Source organism: Pseudomonas citronellolis (assembly GCF_001586155.1).
GTDB classification, from domain to species: domain Bacteria; phylum Pseudomonadota; class Gammaproteobacteria; order Pseudomonadales; family Pseudomonadaceae; genus Pseudomonas; species Pseudomonas citronellolis.
This window is the reverse complement of the sequence record NZ_CP014158.1, coordinates 5,024,045-5,043,982: the sequence shown is the minus strand read 5'-3', so window position 1 is coordinate 5,043,982 and position 19,938 is coordinate 5,024,045. Positions and strand designations below refer to the sequence as shown.

The window sequence follows — 19,938 nt, the reverse complement described above, 5'->3', positions numbered from 1 at the left end:
ACGTGCCGGCTGGGAGTGAGGTTTCAGCCGGAGAATCCTTACTCTCCGGCTAACTCCAATCTCCCCGAGCACACCGAACGGTCCCCTCTCCCTCCGGGAGAGGGTTAGGGTGAGGGAGCCGCAGGCCTGCTCCCTCAATCCCGAGGGGAATGGCGCGGGGGAGCAACTGTCTTGCAGGCCACGCCGGAGGGCTCTTCGTAGGAGCGAGCCGTGCCCGCTCGTACGGTAGGAGCGGATCTCATCCGCGAATCGCGCTGGGATGTCCGGCTATCGCGGACAAGGTCCGCTCCTACAGGGGAAGGAATACCGTGCCTCCCGGCGACCTGTAGGAGCGGGCCCTGCCCGCGATATCGCGCGCAGGGCGCGCTCCTACACCACCACACACCCCGTAGGATGGGTTGAGCGAAGCGATACCCATCACTGTGGCCGCATGGGTTTCGCAGGCTCAACCCATCCTACGAAGAGCGCCCTGGCGCAGTCGGCAAGACAGTCGCTCCTACACCCGCGTCCGACCGTAGGGCGAATAACCGTTCGCGGTTATCCGCCGCCAGCCGGAACACCTGCGCCCGAGGACGGCAGGGCTCCCTCAGAAATTCCGCCCCAGGTTCAGGTACACCGCATGCTCGTCGGCATCGTTGAGCCCATAGCTGAACGACAACGGCCCCAGCGGCGTCTCGAAGCCGAGCATGATGCTCATGGCGTTGATATAGCCGGTGTCGTAGCTGTTGTCGTTGTTCCACACCCGCCCGCGTTCCAGGCTGCCGCCGAGGTAGAAGGGGAAGTCCAGGGGCAGGAACGAACGCTCGGTCATGCGCCGGTAGTAGATCACCCGGCCGAGGCTGTAGTTCTGCCCGGCCAGGGCGTCCTGGCGGAAGCCGGAGAGCTCGCGCGCGCCGCCGAGCAGGAAGCTCGACACCACCACGTCGGCGTCGTCCAGGGTGCGCCCGTAGCCGCCGCCGAGCACCCAGGTGTTCGGCCCGCTGCTCAGCGCCTTGTCCAGGCGCAGTTCCCACTGGCGGTAGCGGTCGTCGTCGCCCAGCGACGGCGTGTGCTCGCGGTAGCCGGCCTGGATGTCCTCGCCCTCGCGGGGGAAGTCGACGTTGTCCATGGTGTCGAAGGAGTACTTCAGCTCGGCGTAGCCTTCGTTGAAGTGGAAGTCCGGCAGGTCCTGCTGGCCCACGCGCACGTCGGCCTTGCCGAAGGCCTGGGCCACGCCCAGGCGGATCTCGCCGTTGTTGGCGATCTGCCGGCCGAGGTTGAGGCCGTAGCCGTAGCGCTCCAGGCGGTATTCGGCTATGGGGTCGTCGTTGTCGGTGGCCTCGACGTTGCGCGCCTCGTTGAACAGGTAGGGCGCCACGAAGTAGCGCGAGCCGGCGTCCAGCGGCTGGTAGAACTCGCTGTAGAGCTCCTGCTGGTCGCCGATCTGCAGGCGCGTCAGCCATTCCGCGCCCAGGCGGTTGATGCCGTTGACGCGGTAGCTGGCGCCGACGTTGAAGGTGCTGTCGCCGCGCAGGTCGTCCGACAGGTTCAGGCCCAGGCGCAGGTAGTCGGTGCCGCTGCGCTTGCCCAGGGCATGGATGACCAGGGCATTGCCGTCCTTCTCGCGGACCACGCGGTACTGCACCTGGTCGAAGTAGTCCAGGCCGTAGAGGGTGCTCATGTCGCTCTGCAGGCGCTCCAGGTCCAGCGGCTGGCCCAGCGGCTGGCGGATGTAGTGGCGGATCACCTCGTCGCCGACCTTGGAGTCGTTCTCCACGCGGATGCTGCCGATCACCGGGGTGCGCTCGTCCGGCGTGCGCGCCTCGGCCAGGGCCACGGCCTCCTGGTCGCGGGGCTTGCGCAGGGCCGCCAGGCGCGTGGCGAGGATGCTGGTGGCGCGGTAGCCGGCGTCGATCAGCTGCGGCACGCGGCCGAAGTCGGTGGAGCTGTAGCCGCTGAGCGGCGGCTGGATGAGCACGTCGTCGGGCTTCAGGGTAGCCAGCTGCGCCTCGGAATTCTTGCGCGTCATCAGGGTGACCGACTGGTTGAGCATGTCCACCACCGTCGTCAGTTGCTTGCGCTCCAGCAGCGGGTTGCCGATGTCGACCACGATGACCACGTCGACGCCCATCCTGCGCGCCACGTCCACCGGGATGTTGTCGACCATGCCGCCGTCCACCAGCAGCTTGCCGTCGACCTCCACCGGGGCGAACACCGCCGGGATCGACATGCTGGCGCGGATCGCCTGGGGCAGGTGGCCGCGGTCGAACACCACCTTCTCGCCGGTGGCGATGTCGGTGGCCACGGCGCGGAAGGGGATGGCCAGCTTGTCGAAGTCGCGGGTGCCGCTGGTGTGCACCAGCAGGCTTTCCAGGAGCATGGTCAGGTTCTGCCCCTGGATGGCGCCCAGGGGCAGGCCGAGGGAGCCGTCGTCGCGGAAGCTGAGCTTCTGCTTGACCAGGAAGTCGCGGTCGTCCTGCTTGCGCCGGAAGGGCACGTCCACCCGCGGCGGCGAGTCGGACAGCGCCTGCTGCCAGTCCAGGCCGAGGGCGATGCGCTCCAGCTCCTTGGGCGTGTAGCCGGCGGCGTAGAGCCCGCCGACCACCGCGCCCATGCTGGTCCCGGCGATGGCGTCGATGTGGATGCCCTGTTCGTCCAGGGCCTTGAGCACGCCGATGTGGGCCAGGCCGCGGGCGGCGCCGCCGGACAGCACCAGGCCGATCTTCGGCGGGTGCCCGGCGGCGAGGGTGGACAGCGGAAGGAGCAGCAGCAGGGCGAACAGCAGGCGGCGCATGGGGCGGGGTCCGATCGGGCTTCCAGGCGGCTATTATAGGCATCCCAGAGCAGGAGCCCGGTCGCCATGAGCCAGCCCAGAGCGGAAATCGTCATCACCTATTGCACCCAGTGCCAGTGGCTGCTGCGCGCCGCCTGGCTGGCCCAGGAGCTGCTCAGCACCTTCGCCGACGACCTCGCCCGGGTGAGCCTGGAGCCCGGCACCGGCGGGGTGTTCCGCATCACCTGCGACGGCGAGCAGATCTGGGAGCGCAAGGCCGACGGCGGCTTCCCCGAGGCCAAGGTGCTCAAGCAGCGGGTCCGCGACCGCATCGACCCGCAGCGCGACCTGGGGCACAACGACCGGCCGTGAGCCGGGTATTTCGTTAGTGAGCTATCTTTTCCTGCCTTATATCAAAGGCTGCCGGCGGCGCGCGCAATAGCCTGTGGGCAACTCATTCTCCCCAGGGGAGGGTTGCCACATGAGCATCATCGTCACCGGGGCGGCCGGCTTCATCGGCAGCAACCTCGTCAAGGCGCTGAACCGGCGTGGTGAAACCGACATCATCGCGGTCGACGACCTGACCGAGGGCGACAAGGCCCGCAACCTGGCCGACTGCGACATCGCCGACTACCTGGACAAGCGCGACTTCGTCGAACGCTACGCCCGCGGCGGCTTCGGCGTGGTCCGCGCGCTGTTCCACCAGGGCGCCTGCTCCAGCACCCTGGAAGGCGACGGCCGCTACCTGATGGACAACAACTACCGCTACAGCTGCGACCTGCTGGAAGCCAGCCTGAAGCTCGGCGTACCGTTCATCTACGCCTCCTCGGCGGCGGTATATGGCGCCGGCCGCGACTTCCGCGAGCTGCGCGAGTACGAGCGGCCGCTGAACGCCTACGGCTACTCCAAGTTCCTCTTCGACCAGCGCGTGCGCCGCGCCCTGCCGCAGGCGCGCAGCCAGGTCGTCGGGCTGCGCTACTTCAACGTCTACGGCCCGCGGGAGCAGCACAAGGGGCGCATGGCCTCGGTGGCCTTCCACTGCTTCGAGCAGTTCCGCGCCAGCGGCAAGGTGCAACTGTTCGGCGAATACGGCAACTACCCGGCCGGCGGCCACCTGCGCGACTTCGTCTACGTGGACGACGTGGCGCGGGTCAACCTGCACTTCCTCGACAACCCCGGCCGCAGCGGCATCTTCAACCTCGGCAGCGGCCGCGCCCAGCCGTTCAACGACGTGGCCCTGGCAGTGATCAACAGCCTGCGCGCGCAGCAGGACCAACCGCCGCTGGACCTGCAGCAGGCCATCGCCCAGGGCCTGCTGGAATACATCGAATTCCCCGACAGCCTGCGCGGCAAGTACCAGTGCTACACCTGCGCCGACATCGCCTTCCTCCGCGAGGCCGGCTACCGCGCGCCGATGCTGGGCGTGGAGGAGGGGGTGGAGCGTTATTGCCGGTGGTTGCTGGAACAGGAAGCGGCCTGAGGCCCGCTCAGGCGGTGGGGTCCTGGCCGAGCACCTTGCCCAGCGCCACCCGGGCGTCTTCCAGCTGCACCAGCGAGGCGTGCCGTGCGCCCAGGGCGTCGTGGTTCTTGATCGCGGTGAGTATCGCCTTGTGCCGCGGCAGCGCCAGCTCGTGGAAGTTGGGGCGCTGGTTGGAATAGCGCATCGATTCCCTCAACGCCAGCGACAGCATGTTGCACAGGTAGGCCAGCAGGTCGTTGTGGGTGGCGTCGGCGATGCGCGTGTGGAAGTCCAGGTCCGGCTGCAGACGTTCCTCGTGGGTGCGCGCCGCCTCCATGCGTTGGTAGGCCTCTTCTATGGCCTCCAGGTCTTCCTCGCTGGCGTTGGTCGCGGCCAGGGCCGCGGCGGCCGGCTCGATGACCCAGCGCACGCTGGATAGGGTGCTGAAGAACTCCTGCTGCGGGGTGCACTGCATCAGCCAGTGCAGCACATCCGGGTCGAGCATGTGCCAGTCGCGCTTGGGCCGCACCAGGGTGCCCAGACGGGGCCGCGCGTAGATCAGGCCCTTGGCCGTGAGCACGCGCATGGCCTCGCGGAACACCGGACGGCTGACCGCGTACTCCTCGCACAGGCTGGCTTCGGAAGGCAGCTTCTGCTCGGGCTGCAGCCGGCCGGAAACGATCTGCATACCCAGGTCCTGGACCAGGGTGGCATGCATGCTCTTGCGCGGTTTGGGCTTGCGGTAGTCCATGTGCTCGGGCGGCGATCCATGAGGGCTGGGCGCCGCATCATAGCATCGCCGCCGGCACTGGCGCCCGGCCTGCGCCGGGAGCCCCGGCTTCAGTGGGAGTGGCGGGGCACGGCGCTGCCGCGGCAGCCGACCAGGAAGTCGAAGTCGCAACCTTCGTCGGCCTGCATCACATGGTCCACGTAGAGCCGCGCGTAGCCGCCGCTGATCAGCCTCGGTGGCGGTTGCAGGTCGGCCAGGCGAGCGGCGAGTTCCTCGTCGGGGATATCCAGGTGCAGGCGGCCCTGGTGGCAATCCAGCTCGATCCAGTCGCCCTCGCGGACCACCGCCAGCGGGCCGCCGGCGGCGGCCTCCGGGGCGACGTGGAGGACCACGGTGCCGTAGGCGGTGCCGCTCATGCGCGCGTCGGAGATACGCACCATGTCGGTCACGCCCTGGGCCAGCAGCTTGGCCGGCAGGCCCATGTTGCCGACCTCGGCCATGCCCGGGTAGCCCTTGGGCCCGCAGTGCTTCATCACCAGTACCGAGCTGGCGTCCACCTCCAGCTGTGGGTCGTTGATCCGTGCCTTGTAGTCCTCGAAATTCTCGAACACTACCGCGCGGCCGCGGTGGCGCATCAGTTCGGGGGTGGCCGCCGAGGGCTTGAGCACCGCGCCCTTGGGCGCCAGGTTGCCGCGCAGCACGCAGATGCCGCCATCGGCCACCAGCGGCTTGTCGATCGGGCGGATCACCTCCTCGTCATACAGAGGCGCCTCGCGGCAGTTGTCCCATAGCGCCTTGCCGTTGGCGGTGAGTGCGGCGGGATGGGGGAGCAGGCCGTTCTCGCCGAGGCGGCGGATCACCGCGGGCAGGCCGCCGGCGTAGTAGAACTCCTCCATCAGGAAGCGCCCGGAAGGCTGCAGGTCGACCAGGGTCGGGGTGTTGCGGCCGACGCGGGTCCAGTCGTCCAATTGCAGGTCCACACCAATGCGCCCGGCGATGGCCTTGAGGTGGATCACCGCGTTGGTCGAGCCGCCGATGGCGGCGTTGACGCGGATAGCGTTCTCGAAGGCCTCGCGGGTGAGGATCTTCGACAGCCGCAGGTCCTCGTGGGCCATGTCGACGATGCGCATGCCGGACAGGTGGGCCAGCACGTAGCGGCGCGAGTCCACCGCCGGTATGGCGGCGTTGTGCGGTAGCGAGGTGCCCAGCGCCTCGGCCATGCAGGCCATGGTGGAGGCGGTGCCCATGGTGTTGCAGGTGCCGGCCGAGCGCGACATGCCGGCCTCGGCGGAAAGGAATTCGTTGAGGTCGATCTGCCCGGCCTTATAGGCCTCGTGCATCTGCCAGACGATGGTGCCGGCGCCGATGTCGCGGCCCTTGTGCTTGCCGTTGAGCATGGGCCCGCCGGTGACCACGATGGCCGGCACGTCGCAGCTGGCGGCGCCCATCAGCAGGGCGGGAGTGGTCTTGTCGCAGCCGGTGAGCAGCACCACGGCGTCCACCGGGTTGCCACGGATGGCTTCCTCCACGTCCATGCTCGCCAGGTTGCGGGTGAGCATGGCGGTGGGGCGCAGGTTCGATTCGCCGTTGGAGAACACCGGGAACTCCACCGGGAAGCCGCCGGCTTCCAGCACGCCTTTCTTCACGTGCTCGGCGATCTTGCGGAAGTGCGCGTTGCAGGGAGTCAGCTCGGACCAGGTGTTGCAGATGCCGATGATCGGCTTGCCCTGGAACTCGTGGTCCGGGATGCCCTGGTTCTTCATCCAGCTGCGGTACATGAAGCCGTTCTTGTCGGCGGTGCCGAACCACTGGGCGGAGCGCAGGACGGTTTTTTTGTCAGGCATGGGATAGGTGCTCTTATTGTATTACTAATTTGTCGGTGTTTCGGCAATCTACTGCGTGATTTACGCTTTGTGAAGGGTTGTTGTGATTAATAGTAATACTATATAGTCGATTCTACCGAACCGAAGGCCTGCCAGAAATGCCTCGGCCGTGCGCAGTTCCCATTACAAGAACAATCGGAGTCCCCGCCATGATTCAGGAACAGCGGCTCGTCCGCCGGATCACGCTGAAACTCATTCCCTTCCTGGTGCTGCTGTACCTGGTCGCCTACGTGGACCGTTCCGCCGTCGGTTTCGCCAAGCTGCACATGGGGGTCGACGTGGGCATCGGCGACGCCGCCTACGGCTTCGGCGCCGGTCTCTTCTTCATCGGCTATTTCCTCTTCGAAGTACCCAGCAACCTGTTGCTCGACCGCTTCGGCGCACGCCGCTGGTTCGCCCGCATCCTGATCACCTGGGGCGCCATCACCATCGGCATGGCCTTCGTCAGCGGGCCCAACAGCTTCTACGTGATGCGTTTCCTGCTCGGCGCCGCCGAGGCCGGCTTCTTCCCCGGGGTGCTGTACTACATCACCCAGTGGTACCCGGTGCGCCACCGCGGCAAGATCCTCGGCTTCTTCATCCTTTCCCAGCCGCTAGCGATGCTGGTGACCGGGCCGCTGTCCGGCGCACTGCTGGGGCTCGACGGTCACTTCGGGCTGCATGGCTGGCAATGGCTGTTCATCTGCATCGGCACGCCGGCGGTGCTGCTCGCCTGGCCGACCCTGCGCCTGCTGCCGGACGGCCCGGACAAGGTGCGCTGGCTGAGCGAACCCGAGCGTGCCTGGCTCAAGGAGCAGTTGCAGAACGACCTGCGCGAGTTCGGCCAGACCCGCCACGGCAACCCGCTGCACGCCCTGAAGGACCGCCGTGTGCTGCTGCTGGCGCTGTACTACCTGCCGGTGACCCTGAGCATCTACGGCCTGGGCCTGTGGCTGCCGACGCTGATCCACCAGTTCGGCGGCAGCGACCTGGTCACCGGCTTCGTCTCGGCGGTGCCCTACCTGTTCGGCATCATCGGCCTGCTGGTGGTGCCGCGCAGCTCCGACCGCCTCAACGACCGCTATGGCCACCTCGGCGCGCTCTACGCCCTGGGCGCCCTGGGCCTGTTCCTCAGTGCCTGGCTGAGCGTGCCGGTGCTGCAACTGGCGGCGCTATGCCTGGTGGCTTTCGCGCTGTTCTCCTGCACGGCGGTGTTCTGGACCCTGCCGGGACGCTTCTTCTCCGGCGCCAGCGCGGCGGCCGGCATCGCGCTGATCAACTCCATCGGCAACCTCGGTGGCTACCTGGGCCCGTTCGGCATAGGCGCGCTGAAGGCGTACACCGGGAACCTGGCCTCGGGCCTGTACTTCCTGTCGATGGTGATGCTGCTGGGCCTGGTGCTCACCGGCGTCGTATACAGCCGCCTGGAGCGGCGCCAGCGCGAAGGCGCGGCGCTGGCCGGCAGTTCCCGTTGAACCCGACAACCGACAAGCGAGCAAGAGCATGCGACTGATCCAATTCGAAACCGCCGCCGGCGAACGCCGGGTCGGCGTGGTGGAGGGCCGGCGCGCCCTCGAGGTCCAGGACGCCAGCAGCGTACGTGTCCTGGCCCTGGCAGCCATCGAGGCCGGCCGGGACCTGACCGGCGAAATCCTGGCCAGGGGCCAGGGCGAAGCCCACGACTACCCGGCGCTGCTGCGCGAGGGGCGCGTCCTGCCGCCGCTGGACCACGAGGACCCGGCGCACTGCCTGGTCACCGGCACCGGCCTGACCCACCTGGGCAGCGCCGCCACCCGCGACAAGATGCACCAGCAACAGGCCGAGGCGGCTGCCGTCACCGACAGCATGCGCATGTTCCAGTGGGGTGTGGAGGGCGGCCGCCCGCCCGCCGGCCAGGCTGGTGCGCAGCCGGAATGGTTCTACAAGGGCGACGGCGGCATAGTCGTGCGCCCCGGCGCCGCGCTGCCGCTGCCGGATTTCGCCGAGGATGCCGGCGAGGAGCCGGAACTGGTCGGCCTCTACGTCGTTGGCCCTGATGCGCGGCCCTACCGTGTGGGCTTCGCCCTGGGCAACGAGTTTTCCGACCACGTGATGGAGCGCCGCAACTACCTGTACCTGGCGCATTCCAAGCTGCGCTTCTGCAGCTACGGCCCGGAGCTGCGCCTGGGCGAACTGCCGCGCCACCTGGAGGGCAGCAGCCGCATCCTGCGCGACGGCCAGGTGCTGTGGGAGAAACCCTTCCTCTGCGGCGAGGAAAACATGTGCCACAGCCTGGAGAACCTGGAGTTCCACCACTTCAAGTATGCGCAGTTCCTGCGCCCGGGCGATGTCCACGTGCATTACTTCGGCACCGCCACCCTGTCGTTCGCCGACGGCGTGCAGGCGCGCCCCGGCGACGTCTTCGAGGTCAGTCTGGGCGAGTTCGGCGAGCCCCTGCGCAATGGCATCGCTCCGGCCGCCGAGACTCCGCGGCCGGGGCTCGTCCGGGCGCTCTGAGCGCCCACCCCCCCGCGCGTCGGCCAGGCGCCTATCCGGGGCCTGCAGCGCGGCTTCCGCCACGGCCCCAGGTCCGACCCGCCCCCCAGGGGCCATGCGGGCCCACGAGGCCCGGCAGTTTTTTCCGTAGAACCAGGAGACCCTCCATGTTCGGACACAACTTCATCGGCGGCGCACGCACCGCCCAGGGCAACCTGACCCTGCAAAGCCTCGACGCCAGCACCGGCGAGGCGCTGCCCTACAGCTTCCACCAGGCCACCCCGGAAGAGGTGGACGCCGCCGCGCTCGCCGCCGAAGCGGCCTTCCCTGCCTACCGCGCGCTGCCCGACGCGCGCCGTGCCGAATTCCTCGATGCCATCGCCGCCGAACTGGATGCCCTGGGCGAGGATTTCATCGCCATCGTCTGCCGCGAGACCGCCTTGCCGGCGGCGCGTATCCAGGGCGAGCGCGCTCGCACCAGCAACCAGCTGCGCCTGTTCGCCCAGGTGCTGCGCCGCGGCGACTACCACGGCGCGCGCATCGACCGTGCGCTGCCGGAACGCCAGCCGCTGCCGCGTCCGGACCTGCGCCAGTGCCGCATCGGCGTCGGCCCGGTGGCGGTGTTCGGCGCCAGCAACTTCCCGCTGGCCTTCTCCACCGCCGGCGGCGACACCGCAGCGGCGCTGGCCGCCGGTTGCCCGGTGGTGTTCAAGGCCCACAGCGGGCACATGGCGACCGCCGAGCACGTCGCCTCGGCCATCGTCCGCGCGGCGCAGGCCACCGGCATGCCGGCCGGGGTGTTCAACATGATCTACGGCGGCGGCGTCGGCGAGCGGTTGGTCAAGCACCCGGCGATCCAGGCCGTCGGCTTCACCGGCTCGCTCAAGGGCGGACGCGCGCTGTGCGATCTGGCCGCGGCCCGGCCGCAGCCGATCCCGGTGTTCGCCGAGATGAGCAGCATCAACCCGGTGCTGGCGCTGCCGGCGGCGTTGGCCGCGCGTGGCGAGCAGGTGGCTGCGGACCTGGCCGCCTCGGTGGTGCTGGGCTGCGGGCAGTTCTGCACCAACCCCGGCATGGTGATCGGCATCGCCTCGGCCGAGTTCTCCTCCTTCGTCGCCAGCCTAACCGGGCGCATGGCCGACCAGCCGGCGCAGACCATGCTCAACGCCGGCACCCTGAAGAGCTACGAACGCGGCATCGCCGCCCTGCACGCGCACCCCGGCATCCGCCATCTGGCCGGCCAGCCGCAAAAAGGCCGCCAGGCGTTGCCACAGCTGTTCCAGGCCGACGCGCGCCTGCTGATAGAGGGGGACGAACTACTGCAGGAGGAGGTCTTCGGGCCGGTCACCGTGGTCGTCGAAGTGGCCGATGCCGCCGAGCTGCAGCGTGCCTTGCAGGGGCTGCGCGGCCAGCTCACCGCGACCCTGATCGCCGAGCCGGAGGACCTCTCGTGCTTCGCCGCCCTGGTGCCCCTGCTCGAGCGCAAGGCCGGGCGCCTGCTGCTCAACGGCTACCCGACCGGCGTGGAAGTCTGCGACGCCATGGTCCACGGCGGCCCCTATCCGGCCACCTCGGACGCCCGCGGCACCTCGGTGGGCACCCTGGCCATCGACCGCTTCCTGCGCCCGGTGTGCTACCAGAACTACCCCGACGCACTGTTGCCCCTCGCCCTCAAGGACGCCAATCCGCTGGGCATCACCCGCCTGGTGGACGGCGTCGCCAGCCGCGAGCCCCTCTAGCCGCCCTGCCATCGGCTGCATCGCCCGCGCCGACGGGCGATGTTAAGGCTGAACCGCTTCCGGCGGGTGACGTTGTGGGTAGAAGGTTGTGCTGGCTTGGTTCATATCCCTGTCGGTTGCGGGATTGTTCCTGAAACTGTTTTTGGCCCGTGTCATGGATCTGTTTGTGTTAGTTGTCGTCGTGCGCTGACTGATCGACTCGACCGAGGACAGGTTCTTTTGAATGTATTGCCCGAACTGCCAATAGATAGAAAGTTGCTGGACGAGGTTGTGATCTTCTATCAGGAGAGTCTTGGCTTCGGAAAAAGAGACTTCGAGACGCTCAGTTTCGCGACCCGGATCAATCAAGACCTGGGCGTCGATGGCGATGACTCCAATGATCTGGTTCCGCCTTTCTTCCAGCATTTCCAGGTGGACACCGCGGAATACGATTGTCTGCGTTACTTCCGCCCCGAAGGATTCGGTCCCTTCTACAGGAGACCGAAAGACAAGGCGCGCCAAGGTGACAAGGCCTTTACGTTCGGCATGCTTTACCAGGCGGCCCTGATGAAGAAGTGGTGCCAGGCGACATTCGAGTCGGCCCAATGGCGGAGCGAGAGGCTCTATGTGCGGACGGAGGAATTGCCTGTGAAGGGGTTCGTCATCCGCAATTGATGGCTACCAGGCTTCGCGCCGATTGCGTTCCCTCTCCACATGAACCGTGTTGCGGATGTATCGGTTGTTTTACCCAGTCTTTACCAAGCGCTGACAACCGACAGGCCCCGGACGAGCGATGATAGGCACCATGAAAGGCGGGTGCTTGGGCGCCCGTGTCCGGAGGTGCAATCAAGATGTCGTCGCAAGCCGTGTTCAAGTCGATCGCCGCTGCCTTGGCCCTGAGCCTGTCGGCCGCCGCCGTGGCCGGACCGCCCGGTTATGGTCCCGGCCCGGGGCGTGGCTGGGGGCCGGGCCCCGGGCATGGCCACGGCCTGCCGGATTACGCGCGGTCGCTGTGGATCGGCAGTGCGCTCTACTTCGTCGCTGCGGGCACCTACTACCTGTGGAATGCCGACCGCCGCCAGTACGTGGTGGTGGAGCCGCCGCCGGCGGTGCAGCAGGCGCCGGCAGGCGTGAGCTATGACGTGATCGCTTACCCGGCGCGCGGGCAGACGCCCGACCAGCAGAGCCGCGACCGCTACGAGTGCCACACCTGGGCCGTTGGCCAGAGCGGCTTCGACCCGGCCGTGGCCAGCCAGGCGCCGGCACCGGGCGTGGCGGATACCTACCGGCGGGCGCTGGGTGCCTGCCTGAATGGGCGGGGCTACAGCATCAATTGAAACAACCGGCTCCGGGCCGGACCGAACAGGCCGCTTCGCAGGTAATCGTGCGGTGATTCCTTGGCAATCCCTCCCCAGGGCAAGGAGTCGGGTTACGCATGCTGCGGGGCGGCCTTCTTATTTTTCCCGACGCTATTGGAGCGGAATCATGCCCTCACCCCAGCCCTCTCCCGGAGGGAGAGGGGGCCGTTCGGAGCGGGGCTGAGTCCGGAGCCATCCTGAAACGTCTACGGCGTATTCGCCGAATCGCGGACAGAGTCCTGCACCTTCCGGCAGTGCCCCGTAGGATGGCGTTGAGCGAAGCGATACCCATCGCCATGGTCCGATGGGTATCGCAGGCTCAACCCATCCTACGAAAAGCGCCCCGGTGCGCTGGGCAAGACAGTTGCTCCTACAGCTCCAGGGAAACACGGGCGTAGGAGCGGACTCCGTCCGCGATTGGATTCACCGGCCACGCCGGACGTCCCGGCAACACAGGCTAAGCCGCACTCCGCGCACTGAGAAAGGTGGCGAAGATGATCAGCGCGCCACCGGCCAGCATCCGCAGGCTCGGCTGTTCGCCGAACAGCACGGCGGCGAAGGCGATGCCGTAGACCGGCTCCAGGGCGAAGATCACCGCCGCGGTGCGCGCCTTGATCAGTTGCAGGCTGGCGACGAACAGGCTGTGCGCCACGCCCGTGCACAGTACCCCCAGCAACACCAGCCACAGCCAGTCCAGCGCCCGCACCGCGGGCAGTTCGAACAGCGCCAGCGGCGCCAGGCAGAGGACGATGGTGAGGTTCTGCGCGAAGGCCGAGAGGATCGGGTCCAGCCCGCGAACGCTGGCGCGGTTGGCCAGCGACAGCAGGGCGAACAGCAGGCCCGAGACTATGCCCCAGAACAGCCCGGCGGTGGCGCCCTGGCTGAAGTCCAGGTTCGGCGTCACCAGCACCAGGCCTAGGCACACCAGCCCCACCACCAGGTACTCGGCGCGACGGATGCGTTCGCGGAACAGCAGCCCTTCCAGCAGCACGGTGAAGGCCGGGAAGCTGGCGAAACCCAGGGTGGCCACGGCGACGTTGCCCACCTTCACCGCGAGAAAGAAGGTCAGCCAGTGCGCGCACAGCAGCAGCCCGCTACCGGCCAGCGCGGCGGCCTGGCGCGGGCTTGGCCGCGGTTGCGCCGCCAGGTGCCCGGCGAAGGCGCCGCCCAGGGCCGCCAGGCCGAACAGCGCGCGGCCGAAGACGATCACCAGCGGGGCAGCGAGGATGAGTTTGCCGAAGATGCCGCTCAGGCCGAACATCAGGGCGCCTACGTGCAGGCCGATCAGGGCCGAGCGGGGTGTCAGTCGGGGAACGCGCATTGCTTCTCTATCTATCGCAGGATCGCAGGTGCTCGATGAGCCAGTCGCCTGGCGGTTGAAGGCCTCAGGCCAGGCGCGCGCCGTTGGGCAGCGGCTTGTCGAAGCCGGCCAGCACCACTTTGTCGTCGCTGTCGTAGACGCCGGTGACCAGCACTTCCGAGCGCACCCCGGCGATGGACTTGGGGGCGAAGTTGCAGACGCACAGGACCTGGCGGCCGAGCAGTTCGTCGAGGGAATAGTGCGCGGTGATCTGCGCGCTGGAGGTCTTCAGCCCCAGCGGGCCGAGGTCGACCTGCAGGATGTACGCCGGCTTGCGCGCCTTGGTGTTGGGTTCGGCGTGGACGATGGTGCCCACGCGCAGTTCGACGCGCTCGAAATCCTGCCACTCGATGGTCTCTGCCGACATCGCCGATCTCCTCAGCTCATCTTCTCAATGATGGGGCGGCAGTCTAGGGCGTGGCGGGGCGTTTGTCTGTCGCGCGGCTAGCGGGAATTGTCGCGCGCCTCGCGGCGGATCTGCCGCGGCGTGCTGCCGAACTGGCGGACCAGGGCGGCGGTGAAGGCGCTCTGCGAGGCATAGCCGACCCGCGCGGCGATCTCGCCCACCGCCAGGTGCGTGGCGCAGAGCAGTTCGCGGCCCAGTTGCAGGCGGCGCTGGCGCACGTAGTCCATGGGCGTCTGCCCGGTCTCGGCGAGGAAGCGGGCGTGGAAGCGCGCCGCCGACAGCCCGGCCAGCCGCGCCAGGTCGGCGACCTGCAGCGGGTGGCCGGCGTGGCGGTCGACGTAGGCGTCCAGGCTGGCCAGCGGCAGGCGCGTCGGCTCCTCGGCGGCGTGCTGCATGCCGGCCAGGCTGGCGAGCAGCAGCAGGGCGCCCTGGCGGGCGATCACCGGGTCCTGCAGGGGGCTGGCGGCCAGCCAGTGCACCAGTTGCCCCTGGGCCGGGTTCAGGGCCAGGGCGGCGGGGCGCTCCAGCAGGCGGCGGATGCTCTGCGCGTGCTCGCCCAGGCCGCGCAGCAGCAGGTCCTCGTCCTCCAGGTCGAACACCAGGCACTGGCTGCCGCCGGGGGCGGCGCAGGCGTGGTGCGCGCCGCGCGGCACCACCGCGAAGTGCTGGCGGGTGACGCGGCTGCCCAGGCCGCCGACCTCGAACTCCAGGTCGCCGGACAGCCCCAGGACCAGTTGCGCGTGGTCGTGGCTGTGGGCGAGGTGCTCGTGGCTGTAGCGGCGCAGGGAGAGGATCTGGCTCATGGCGGGCTCCGGGGGCAGGCCCACAGTCTAGCGCGGCGCAGGCTGTCACGGGACTGTCGCACGGCCGTCACGCGCGGGTCACCGCCGGGCCGGAAAATCGACTAAACCCCGCCGGAGGCCGCCCATGACCAGCGCCCAACGCCTGATGCCGACCAAGAAACAACGGGTGCGCACCCTGTGGATATCCGACGTCCACCTGGGCACGCGCGACTGCCAGGCCGAGCACCTGGCGGGCTTCCTCAAGCGCTACCACGCCGAGCGCATCTACCTGGTGGGCGACATCATCGACGGCTGGAAGCTGCGCGGCGGCATCTACTGGCCGCAGGCGCACACCAACGTGATCCGCCGCCTGCTGACCATGAGCAAGCGCGGCACCGAGGTGATCTACGTCACCGGCAACCACGACGAGTTCCTGCGCCGCTACTCCACGCTGCTGCTGGGCAACATCCGCCTGGTCGACGAGATCGAGCACACCACCGCCGACGGCCGCCGCCTGCTGGTGATCCACGGCGACCAGTTCGACGTGATCACCCGCTACCACCGCTGGCTGGCGTTCCTCGGCGACTCGGCCTACGAGTTCACCCTGACCCTCAACCGCTGGCTGAACCACTGGCGCAGCCGCTACGGCTATGGCTACTGGTCGCTGTCGGCGTACCTGAAGCACAAGGTGAAGACCGCGGTGAACTTCATCAGCGACTTCGAGGAAGCCATCGCCCACGAAGTCCACAAGCGCGGGCTGAACGGCGTGGTCTGCGGGCACATCCACCACGCGGAGATCCGCCAGATCGGCGAGGTGGAGTACCTCAACTGCGGCGACTGGGTGGAGTCCTGCACGGCGCTGATCGAGCACTGGGACGGCAGCATCCAGCTCTACCGCCTGGCCGAGGAGCAGCTCCAGCACGCCAGCGAGGCCATCGTCGCCGAGCCGGCGGCATGAGGCTGCTGATTGTCAGCGACGCCTGGGCGCCGCAGGTGAACGGCGTGGTGACCAGCCTGCGTGCGCTGGTCGCCGAACTGGAAGCGATGGGGCACCAGGTGCGCCTGCTGTCGCCGGCCGAGTTCCGCAGCCGGCCCTGCCCGAGCTACCCGGAAATCCCCCTGGCCTGGGACCTGTGGAAGGTCGGCCCGGCCATCGAGGCCTTCGCCCCGGACTGCGTGCACCTGGCCACCGAGGGCCCGTTGGGCTGGGCCGCGCGACGCTGGCTGTTGCGCCGCGGCCTGGCCTTCACCACGGCGATCCACACGCGCTTCCCGGAATACCTGAACAACCGCTGGTCCTGGCTGCCGTTGTCCTTCGGCTACGCCGTGTTGCGCCGCTTCCACGCGCCCAGCGCGGCGGTGCTGGTGAGCAGCGAGCGCATGCGTGGCGCCTTCGCCGACTGGGGCGTGCAAGGTCTGGAGTTGTGGCGCAAGGGCGTGGATACCAAGCAATTCCAGATGGGGCCGGGGCCTGTCGAGGGCCCGGTGTTCCTCTATGTCGGGCGCCTGGCGCCGGAGAAGAACCTGGAAGCCTTCCTCGACCTGGACCTGCCCGGGCTCAAGCGGGTGGTCGGCGACGGCCCATTGCGTAGCGCATTGCAGGCGCGTTATCCCCAGGTGCAATTCCTCGGCTACCGCCATGGCGAGGCGCTGGCCGAGGCCTATCGCGCGGCCAGTGTGCTGGTGTTCCCCTCGCGCACCGACACCCTCGGCCTGGTGATGTACGAGGCCCTGGCCTGCGGCACGCCTGTGGCCGCCTTCCCGGTGCCGGGCCCGCTGGACGTGCTGGAGGATGGCGTCACTGGCGCCATCGATAGCGACCTGCGCAAGGCTTGCCTGCGCGCCCTGGCGCTGGACCGCCAGGCCTGCGCCGAGTGGGCCGCCGGGCAGTCCTGGCGGCTCTCGGCGCAGCAGTTCCTGGCCCTGCAGCGGCCGCTCGGCGAGCCGGGTGGCATGACCGAGGCCGAGGCCCTGGTCGACTGAGGCCTAGTGGAACAGGTCGCGGTCGCTGTCCAGGCTCTGGTCCACCAGCCACTTGCCGTGGGCGATGGAGGCGTGCTGCGCGGCGTCCAGGTCGGCGAGGAAGGCCATCTTCGTCGGCAGCGGCTGGCGCCGCGTGCTGCGTCCGTCCGGGGCGATGATCTGGCAGCCGCCGGCATAGGGCGTGGGCAGCCCCGGGTGTTCGAAGACGCGGGCGATGATGGTGTAGTCGCGATGGGTGCATTGCAGGGTTTGCATGGCATGGACCTCGCTGTCGGGCCAGGGGGCGCCGCCTGCGCCATTGCCGGCGCCAGGCGCCGCGCCGCTCTGGCGTGGCTGTCCCGCTTGGGGCGGGGCCTGTGCTTTCGCGTATCCCCACCTTAGAACAGCGGGCCGGCCGTGCAAGGACGGGGCGACGAAGGGCGCCGCGGCACTTTTCTTCTACCGCGCCCGGCGCCAGACTGTCGGCATGCCTATCCATAGACTTTCCCGCCTCGGCGACCTCGCGCCCGGCCAGTGGGACGCCCTGCTGCCGGACGCCCAGCCGTTCCTGCGCCACGCCTTCCTCGCCAGCCTGGAGGACAGCGGCAGCGTCACCGCGCGCACCGGCTGGCGCCCGGCGCACCATGTGCTGCTCGACGACACCGGGCGGCTGCGCGCGGCGCTGCCGGCCTACGTGAAGGCGCATTCCTATGGCGAATACGTGTTCGACTGGGGCTGGGCGGACGCCTGCCAGCGCGCCGGCATCCGCTACTACCCCAAGCTGCTGGTGGGCGTGCCCTTCTCGCCGGTGAGCGGTGCGCGCCTGCTGGGCTCGGACGAGGGCATCGCCGAGTTGCTGGGCGTGCTGGCCGAGGGCACCGCGGAAGGCGTGTGGTCCGGCGTGCACGTGAACTTCACCGATCCGCGCGCCGATGGGTTGATCGCCGCGCAGGACGGCTGGCTGGAGCGCCTGGGCTGCCAGTACCACTGGTTCAACCGCGGTTACCGGGACTTCCAGGATTTCCTCGACGCCCTGGCCTCGCGCAAGCGCAAGCAACTGCGCAAGGAGCGTGAGCAGGTGGCGGGGCAGGGCATGGAGTTCCGCTGGATGGAGGGGCCCGAGCTGGCCGAGGCCGACTGGGACTTCGTCTATGCCTGCTACGCCAGCACCTACGAGGTGCGCGGCCAGGCGCCGTACCTGACGCGGGAGTTCTTCAGTCTGCTGGCCGAGCGCATGGGCGAGGCGATCCGCGTGGTCTTCGCCCGCCGCAACGGACGGCCGGTGGCCATGGCCTTCAGCCTGGTGGATGGCGACACCCTCTACGGGCGCTACTGGGGCTGCCTGGCGGAGTATGACCGCCTGCACTTCGAGACCTGCTTCTACCAGGGCCTGGACTACGCCCTGGCCGCCGGGCTGCGCCGTTTCGACGCCGGCGCCCAGGGCGAGCACAAGCTGATCCGTGGCTTCGAGCCGGTGCTCACACGCTCCTGGCACCAGTTGGGGCACCCGGGCCTGCGCGCCGCGGTGGACGATTTCCTCGCCCAGGAACGCGCCGGCATCCGCGCCTACGCCGAGGAGGCGCGGGCGGCGCTGCCTTACCGGCAGGCGGAGTAAGGGAAAGTCGGGTAGAAGGTCGGCCCCCGGCCGCTACGACAGGCTCGCGGGGTGGCCAAGTCGACCAGGGACCGAGACCGGGTGGGGCTCAGACGTGGCTCGCCTGGCCGCCCCATTCGAGGAAGCGCACGCGGTGCGTGGTGCCCTCGTGGTCCTGGTACACGAGGTAGGCGGGGACCATGCCCACCTTGTGCGAGTTGTCGGTACGGTGCAGCACCTTGTCGATATCCAGCGACATGCCGTAGTGATATTCGACCGTCGGAAGGTCGGCGCCCGGCTCCTTGATCGCGTCCTGGGCGAAGACCATGGGAGCGAGGCTGGAAAGCACCGCCGATACGACAGAAGCAATCTTCATTCTGGTGGTCCTCATAGCGAAGGGGATGAAGCCCCGCCCTGGAGCACTGGCATCCGATGTCTGGCCGCGGGTCCGGGGGCGGGCAGGGGGCGATGCGTCAGGCGTCCACCGCGTGGCGGGGCGTGGAACAGATATGACCACCGAACCACCCCACGCGAGAAATTGATGTGCTTGCTAATGATCATCGACCAGGGTGATGCGGCGACTTGTCGCAGGGTTCGGGATGGAGGCTTAAGGCTTCATTAACGGACTGGGCGATATGCCGCAGGAATCCTGTAGAAGCGGGCCCTGCCCGCGATTCGCGCGCAGGGCGCGCTCCTACAAGGTGCGGTGCTTTGCGAATGGGCAGGGCAGGAGATTCGGCGTCAACCTGTAAGCGGGCCCTGCCCGCGATTCGCGCGCAGGGCGCGCTCCTACAAGGTGTGGTGCTTTGCGAATGGGCTGGGCAGGAGATTCGGCGTCAACCTGTAGGAGCGGGCCCTGCCCGCGATTCGCGCGCAGGGCGCGCTCCTACAGCCAGACCGCGTTCCAGAAGGGGTAGTCGCCAACCTTGGCCACCAGGCCGGCACGTAGGGGATTGGCGACGACGTAGCGTGCGGCGGCACGCAGGTCCTCGTCTCGGCGCAGTGCGCGATCATGATACGCCCGTGCCCATAGTGTTCCGGACCTGCCCAGACACTGGTTCACGTGCCGGGCACTGCATGATTTCAGACGGTTCACAAGACTGTTCAAGCTCGCCCCAGAACCGATCTGGAGCAGCCAGTGGGCATGGTCGGGCATCAGTACCCAAGCCAGCATATGGCCGTCGTCGAGGAGCCTCGGGTCGCCGAAGCAGCGCGCTGCCGCACAGGCGGCAGGAAAGCAGCGAAAAATGGGTGTGCGGTCGTATGTGGTGGTCGTAACCAGGTAGGTCGTATGAGGCTGGGAAAACCGACCTTTGCGCAGCGCCGAATGGCCCGGGGATTGCTCGTCCATATTCAGTCCTCAGGGGAAAGGACTGAATATCGCTTCCAACCCCTGAGGAAAGAGCGCTGGCCGCCACCGAATGCGCTGCCTGCCCTGTAGGAGCGGGCTCTGCCCGCGAAATCGCGCGCAGGGCGCGCT

General features: G+C 68.4%; 19 protein-coding genes. 10 read left to right on the top strand and 9 right to left on the bottom strand.

Annotated features, from left to right (window positions below; all coding sequences use genetic code 11):
* Positions 1 to 586: 586 nt before the first annotated feature.
* Positions 587 to 2,773, bottom strand: a complete 2,187-nt coding sequence (locus PcP3B5_RS21915; RefSeq protein WP_061562392.1) for a patatin-like phospholipase family protein — start codon at positions 2,771 to 2,773, stop codon at positions 587 to 589.
* 66 nt (positions 2,774 to 2,839) lie between these two features.
* Between PcP3B5_RS21915 and PcP3B5_RS21910 the strand changes: the two genes are divergently transcribed.
* Both PcP3B5_RS21910 and rfaD read left to right on the top strand, forming a co-directional pair.
* Positions 2,840 to 3,124 carry an Rdx family protein gene (locus tag PcP3B5_RS21910; RefSeq protein WP_009620440.1) on the top strand — a complete coding sequence of 95 codons (285 nt, stop codon included), beginning with the start codon at positions 2,840 to 2,842 and terminating at the stop codon, positions 3,122 to 3,124.
* Between the two features lie 109 nt (positions 3,125 to 3,233).
* Positions 3,234 to 4,232 carry an ADP-glyceromanno-heptose 6-epimerase gene (gene rfaD / locus PcP3B5_RS21905; RefSeq protein ID WP_061562391.1) on the top strand — a complete coding sequence of 333 codons (999 nt, stop codon included), beginning with the start codon at positions 3,234 to 3,236 and terminating at the stop codon, positions 4,230 to 4,232.
* Between the two features lie 7 nt (positions 4,233 to 4,239).
* Here rfaD and PcP3B5_RS21900 read toward each other — a convergent pair whose 3' ends face one another.
* Both PcP3B5_RS21900 and PcP3B5_RS21895 read right to left on the bottom strand, forming a co-directional pair.
* Positions 4,240 to 4,962: a FadR/GntR family transcriptional regulator gene (locus PcP3B5_RS21900; protein ID WP_009620436.1), complete on the bottom strand. Its 723-nt coding sequence runs from the start codon at positions 4,960 to 4,962 to the stop codon at positions 4,240 to 4,242.
* Between the two features lie 89 nt (positions 4,963 to 5,051).
* Positions 5,052 to 6,785, bottom strand: coding sequence for an IlvD/Edd family dehydratase (locus PcP3B5_RS21895; protein ID WP_058072869.1), 1,734 nt, complete (start codon positions 6,783 to 6,785; stop codon positions 5,052 to 5,054).
* Positions 6,786 to 6,973: 188 nt separating this feature from the next.
* Between PcP3B5_RS21895 and PcP3B5_RS21890 the strand changes: the two genes are divergently transcribed.
* The 5 genes from PcP3B5_RS21890 (at position 6,974) to PcP3B5_RS21870 (ending at position 12,333) form a co-directional block, all read left to right on the top strand.
* The gene (locus tag PcP3B5_RS21890; RefSeq protein ID WP_061562390.1) at positions 6,974 to 8,278 is read left to right on the top strand and encodes an MFS transporter; all 1,305 of its coding nucleotides are present in this window, start codon (positions 6,974 to 6,976) and stop codon (positions 8,276 to 8,278) included.
* Positions 8,279 to 8,306: 28 nt separating this feature from the next.
* Positions 8,307 to 9,299: an AraD1 family protein gene (gene araD1, locus PcP3B5_RS21885; protein ID WP_009620432.1), complete on the top strand. Its 993-nt coding sequence runs from the start codon at positions 8,307 to 8,309 to the stop codon at positions 9,297 to 9,299.
* Positions 9,300 to 9,445: 146 nt separating this feature from the next.
* Positions 9,446 to 11,017, top strand: a complete 1,572-nt coding sequence (locus PcP3B5_RS21880; protein WP_061562389.1) for an aldehyde dehydrogenase (NADP(+)) — start codon at positions 9,446 to 9,448, stop codon at positions 11,015 to 11,017.
* 255 nt (positions 11,018 to 11,272) lie between these two features.
* Positions 11,273 to 11,671 carry a DUF1493 family protein gene (locus tag PcP3B5_RS31870; protein ID WP_160326804.1) on the top strand — a complete coding sequence of 133 codons (399 nt, stop codon included), beginning with the start codon at positions 11,273 to 11,275 and terminating at the stop codon, positions 11,669 to 11,671.
* Between the two features lie 176 nt (positions 11,672 to 11,847).
* Positions 11,848 to 12,333 carry a hypothetical protein gene (locus PcP3B5_RS21870; RefSeq protein ID WP_061562388.1) on the top strand — a complete coding sequence of 162 codons (486 nt, stop codon included), beginning with the start codon at positions 11,848 to 11,850 and terminating at the stop codon, positions 12,331 to 12,333.
* Positions 12,334 to 12,811: 478 nt separating this feature from the next.
* Here the strand turns inward: PcP3B5_RS21870 and PcP3B5_RS21865 are convergent, their stop codons facing one another.
* The 3 genes from PcP3B5_RS21865 to PcP3B5_RS21855 all read right to left on the bottom strand — a co-directional run bounded on the left by PcP3B5_RS21865 (position 12,812) and on the right by PcP3B5_RS21855 (position 14,923).
* Complete coding sequence (locus PcP3B5_RS21865; RefSeq protein ID WP_082816389.1) at positions 12,812 to 13,675, bottom strand: DMT family transporter; 864 nt, start codon at positions 13,673 to 13,675, stop codon at positions 12,812 to 12,814.
* A gap of 64 nt (positions 13,676 to 13,739) precedes the next feature.
* On the bottom strand, positions 13,740 to 14,081 hold the full coding sequence (locus PcP3B5_RS21860; protein WP_061562387.1) for a tRNA-binding protein: 342 nt from the start codon (positions 14,079 to 14,081) through the stop codon (positions 13,740 to 13,742).
* Between the two features lie 77 nt (positions 14,082 to 14,158).
* Entirely contained in the window at positions 14,159 to 14,923 is a 765-nt protein-coding gene (locus PcP3B5_RS21855) for a helix-turn-helix transcriptional regulator (protein ID WP_061562386.1), read from the bottom strand.
* A 124-nt stretch (positions 14,924 to 15,047) separates the two neighbouring features.
* Here PcP3B5_RS21855 and PcP3B5_RS21850 point away from each other — a divergent pair, with 124 nt between their 5' ends.
* Complete coding sequence (locus tag PcP3B5_RS21850; protein ID WP_009620422.1) at positions 15,048 to 15,860, top strand: UDP-2,3-diacylglucosamine diphosphatase; 813 nt, start codon at positions 15,048 to 15,050, stop codon at positions 15,858 to 15,860.
* Positions 15,857 to 16,885 carry a glycosyltransferase family 4 protein gene (locus PcP3B5_RS21845; protein ID WP_061562385.1) on the top strand — a complete coding sequence of 343 codons (1,029 nt, stop codon included), beginning with the start codon at positions 15,857 to 15,859 and terminating at the stop codon, positions 16,883 to 16,885. Before PcP3B5_RS21850 ends, PcP3B5_RS21845 begins: the two co-directional genes overlap by 4 nt.
* Positions 16,886 to 16,888: 3 nt before the next feature.
* On the opposite strand, the gene PcP3B5_RS21840 is transcribed toward PcP3B5_RS21845, so the two are convergent.
* A complete protein-coding gene (locus PcP3B5_RS21840) occupies positions 16,889 to 17,140 on the bottom strand; it encodes a hypothetical protein (protein ID WP_009620418.1) in 252 nt (83 codons plus the stop codon).
* A gap of 211 nt (positions 17,141 to 17,351) precedes the next feature.
* On the opposite strand from PcP3B5_RS21840, the gene PcP3B5_RS21835 reads away from it, so the two are divergent.
* The gene (locus PcP3B5_RS21835) at positions 17,352 to 18,479 is read left to right on the top strand and encodes a GNAT family N-acetyltransferase (protein WP_061562384.1); all 1,128 of its coding nucleotides are present in this window, start codon (positions 17,352 to 17,354) and stop codon (positions 18,477 to 18,479) included.
* Between the two features lie 88 nt (positions 18,480 to 18,567).
* Here the strand turns inward: PcP3B5_RS21835 and PcP3B5_RS21830 are convergent, their stop codons facing one another.
* Together PcP3B5_RS21830 and PcP3B5_RS30995 are read right to left on the bottom strand one after the other, a co-directional pair.
* Positions 18,568 to 18,834, bottom strand: a complete 267-nt coding sequence (locus PcP3B5_RS21830; protein ID WP_009620414.1) for a DUF2790 domain-containing protein — start codon at positions 18,832 to 18,834, stop codon at positions 18,568 to 18,570.
* 510 nt (positions 18,835 to 19,344) lie between these two features.
* Positions 19,345 to 19,809, bottom strand: a complete 465-nt coding sequence (locus tag PcP3B5_RS30995) for an REP-associated tyrosine transposase (protein ID WP_082657051.1) — start codon at positions 19,807 to 19,809, stop codon at positions 19,345 to 19,347.
* Positions 19,810 to 19,938 lie beyond the last annotated feature (129 nt).

What these genes read in the sequence shown, in the direction of transcription:
- PcP3B5_RS21880 (WP_061562389.1), top strand. Translation starts at nt 9,446, where the DNA reads ATGTTCGGACACAACTTCATCGGCGGCGCACGCACCGCCCAGGGCAAC.
- PcP3B5_RS21870 (WP_061562388.1), top strand. Translation starts at nt 11,848, where the DNA reads ATGTCGTCGCAAGCCGTGTTCAAGTCGATCGCCGCTGCCTTGGCCCTG.
- PcP3B5_RS21855 (WP_061562386.1), bottom strand. Translation starts at nt 14,923, where the DNA reads ATGAGCCAGATCCTCTCCCTGCGCCGCTACAGCCACGAGCACCTCGCC.
- PcP3B5_RS21850 (WP_009620422.1), top strand. Translation starts at nt 15,048, where the DNA reads ATGACCAGCGCCCAACGCCTGATGCCGACCAAGAAACAACGGGTGCGC.
- PcP3B5_RS21860 (WP_061562387.1), bottom strand. Translation starts at nt 14,081, where the DNA reads ATGTCGGCAGAGACCATCGAGTGGCAGGATTTCGAGCGCGTCGAACTG.
- PcP3B5_RS21830 (WP_009620414.1), bottom strand. Translation starts at nt 18,834, where the DNA reads ATGAAGATTGCTTCTGTCGTATCGGCGGTGCTTTCCAGCCTCGCTCCC.
- rfaD (WP_061562391.1), top strand. Translation starts at nt 3,234, where the DNA reads ATGAGCATCATCGTCACCGGGGCGGCCGGCTTCATCGGCAGCAACCTC.
- PcP3B5_RS21865 (WP_082816389.1), bottom strand. Translation starts at nt 13,675, where the DNA reads ATGCGCGTTCCCCGACTGACACCCCGCTCGGCCCTGATCGGCCTGCAC.
- PcP3B5_RS21910 (WP_009620440.1), top strand. Translation starts at nt 2,840, where the DNA reads ATGAGCCAGCCCAGAGCGGAAATCGTCATCACCTATTGCACCCAGTGC.
- PcP3B5_RS21915 (WP_061562392.1), bottom strand. Translation starts at nt 2,773, where the DNA reads ATGCGCCGCCTGCTGTTCGCCCTGCTGCTGCTCCTTCCGCTGTCCACC.
- PcP3B5_RS21890 (WP_061562390.1), top strand. Translation starts at nt 6,974, where the DNA reads ATGATTCAGGAACAGCGGCTCGTCCGCCGGATCACGCTGAAACTCATT.
- PcP3B5_RS21840 (WP_009620418.1), bottom strand. Translation starts at nt 17,140, where the DNA reads ATGCAAACCCTGCAATGCACCCATCGCGACTACACCATCATCGCCCGC.
- araD1 (WP_009620432.1), top strand. Translation starts at nt 8,307, where the DNA reads ATGCGACTGATCCAATTCGAAACCGCCGCCGGCGAACGCCGGGTCGGC.
- PcP3B5_RS21900 (WP_009620436.1), bottom strand. Translation starts at nt 4,962, where the DNA reads ATGGACTACCGCAAGCCCAAACCGCGCAAGAGCATGCATGCCACCCTG.
- PcP3B5_RS21845 (WP_061562385.1), top strand. Translation starts at nt 15,857, where the DNA reads ATGAGGCTGCTGATTGTCAGCGACGCCTGGGCGCCGCAGGTGAACGGC.
- PcP3B5_RS21895 (WP_058072869.1), bottom strand. Translation starts at nt 6,785, where the DNA reads ATGCCTGACAAAAAAACCGTCCTGCGCTCCGCCCAGTGGTTCGGCACC.
- PcP3B5_RS21835 (WP_061562384.1), top strand. Translation starts at nt 17,352, where the DNA reads ATGCCTATCCATAGACTTTCCCGCCTCGGCGACCTCGCGCCCGGCCAG.
- PcP3B5_RS30995 (WP_082657051.1), bottom strand. Translation starts at nt 19,809, where the DNA reads ATGGACGAGCAATCCCCGGGCCATTCGGCGCTGCGCAAAGGTCGGTTT.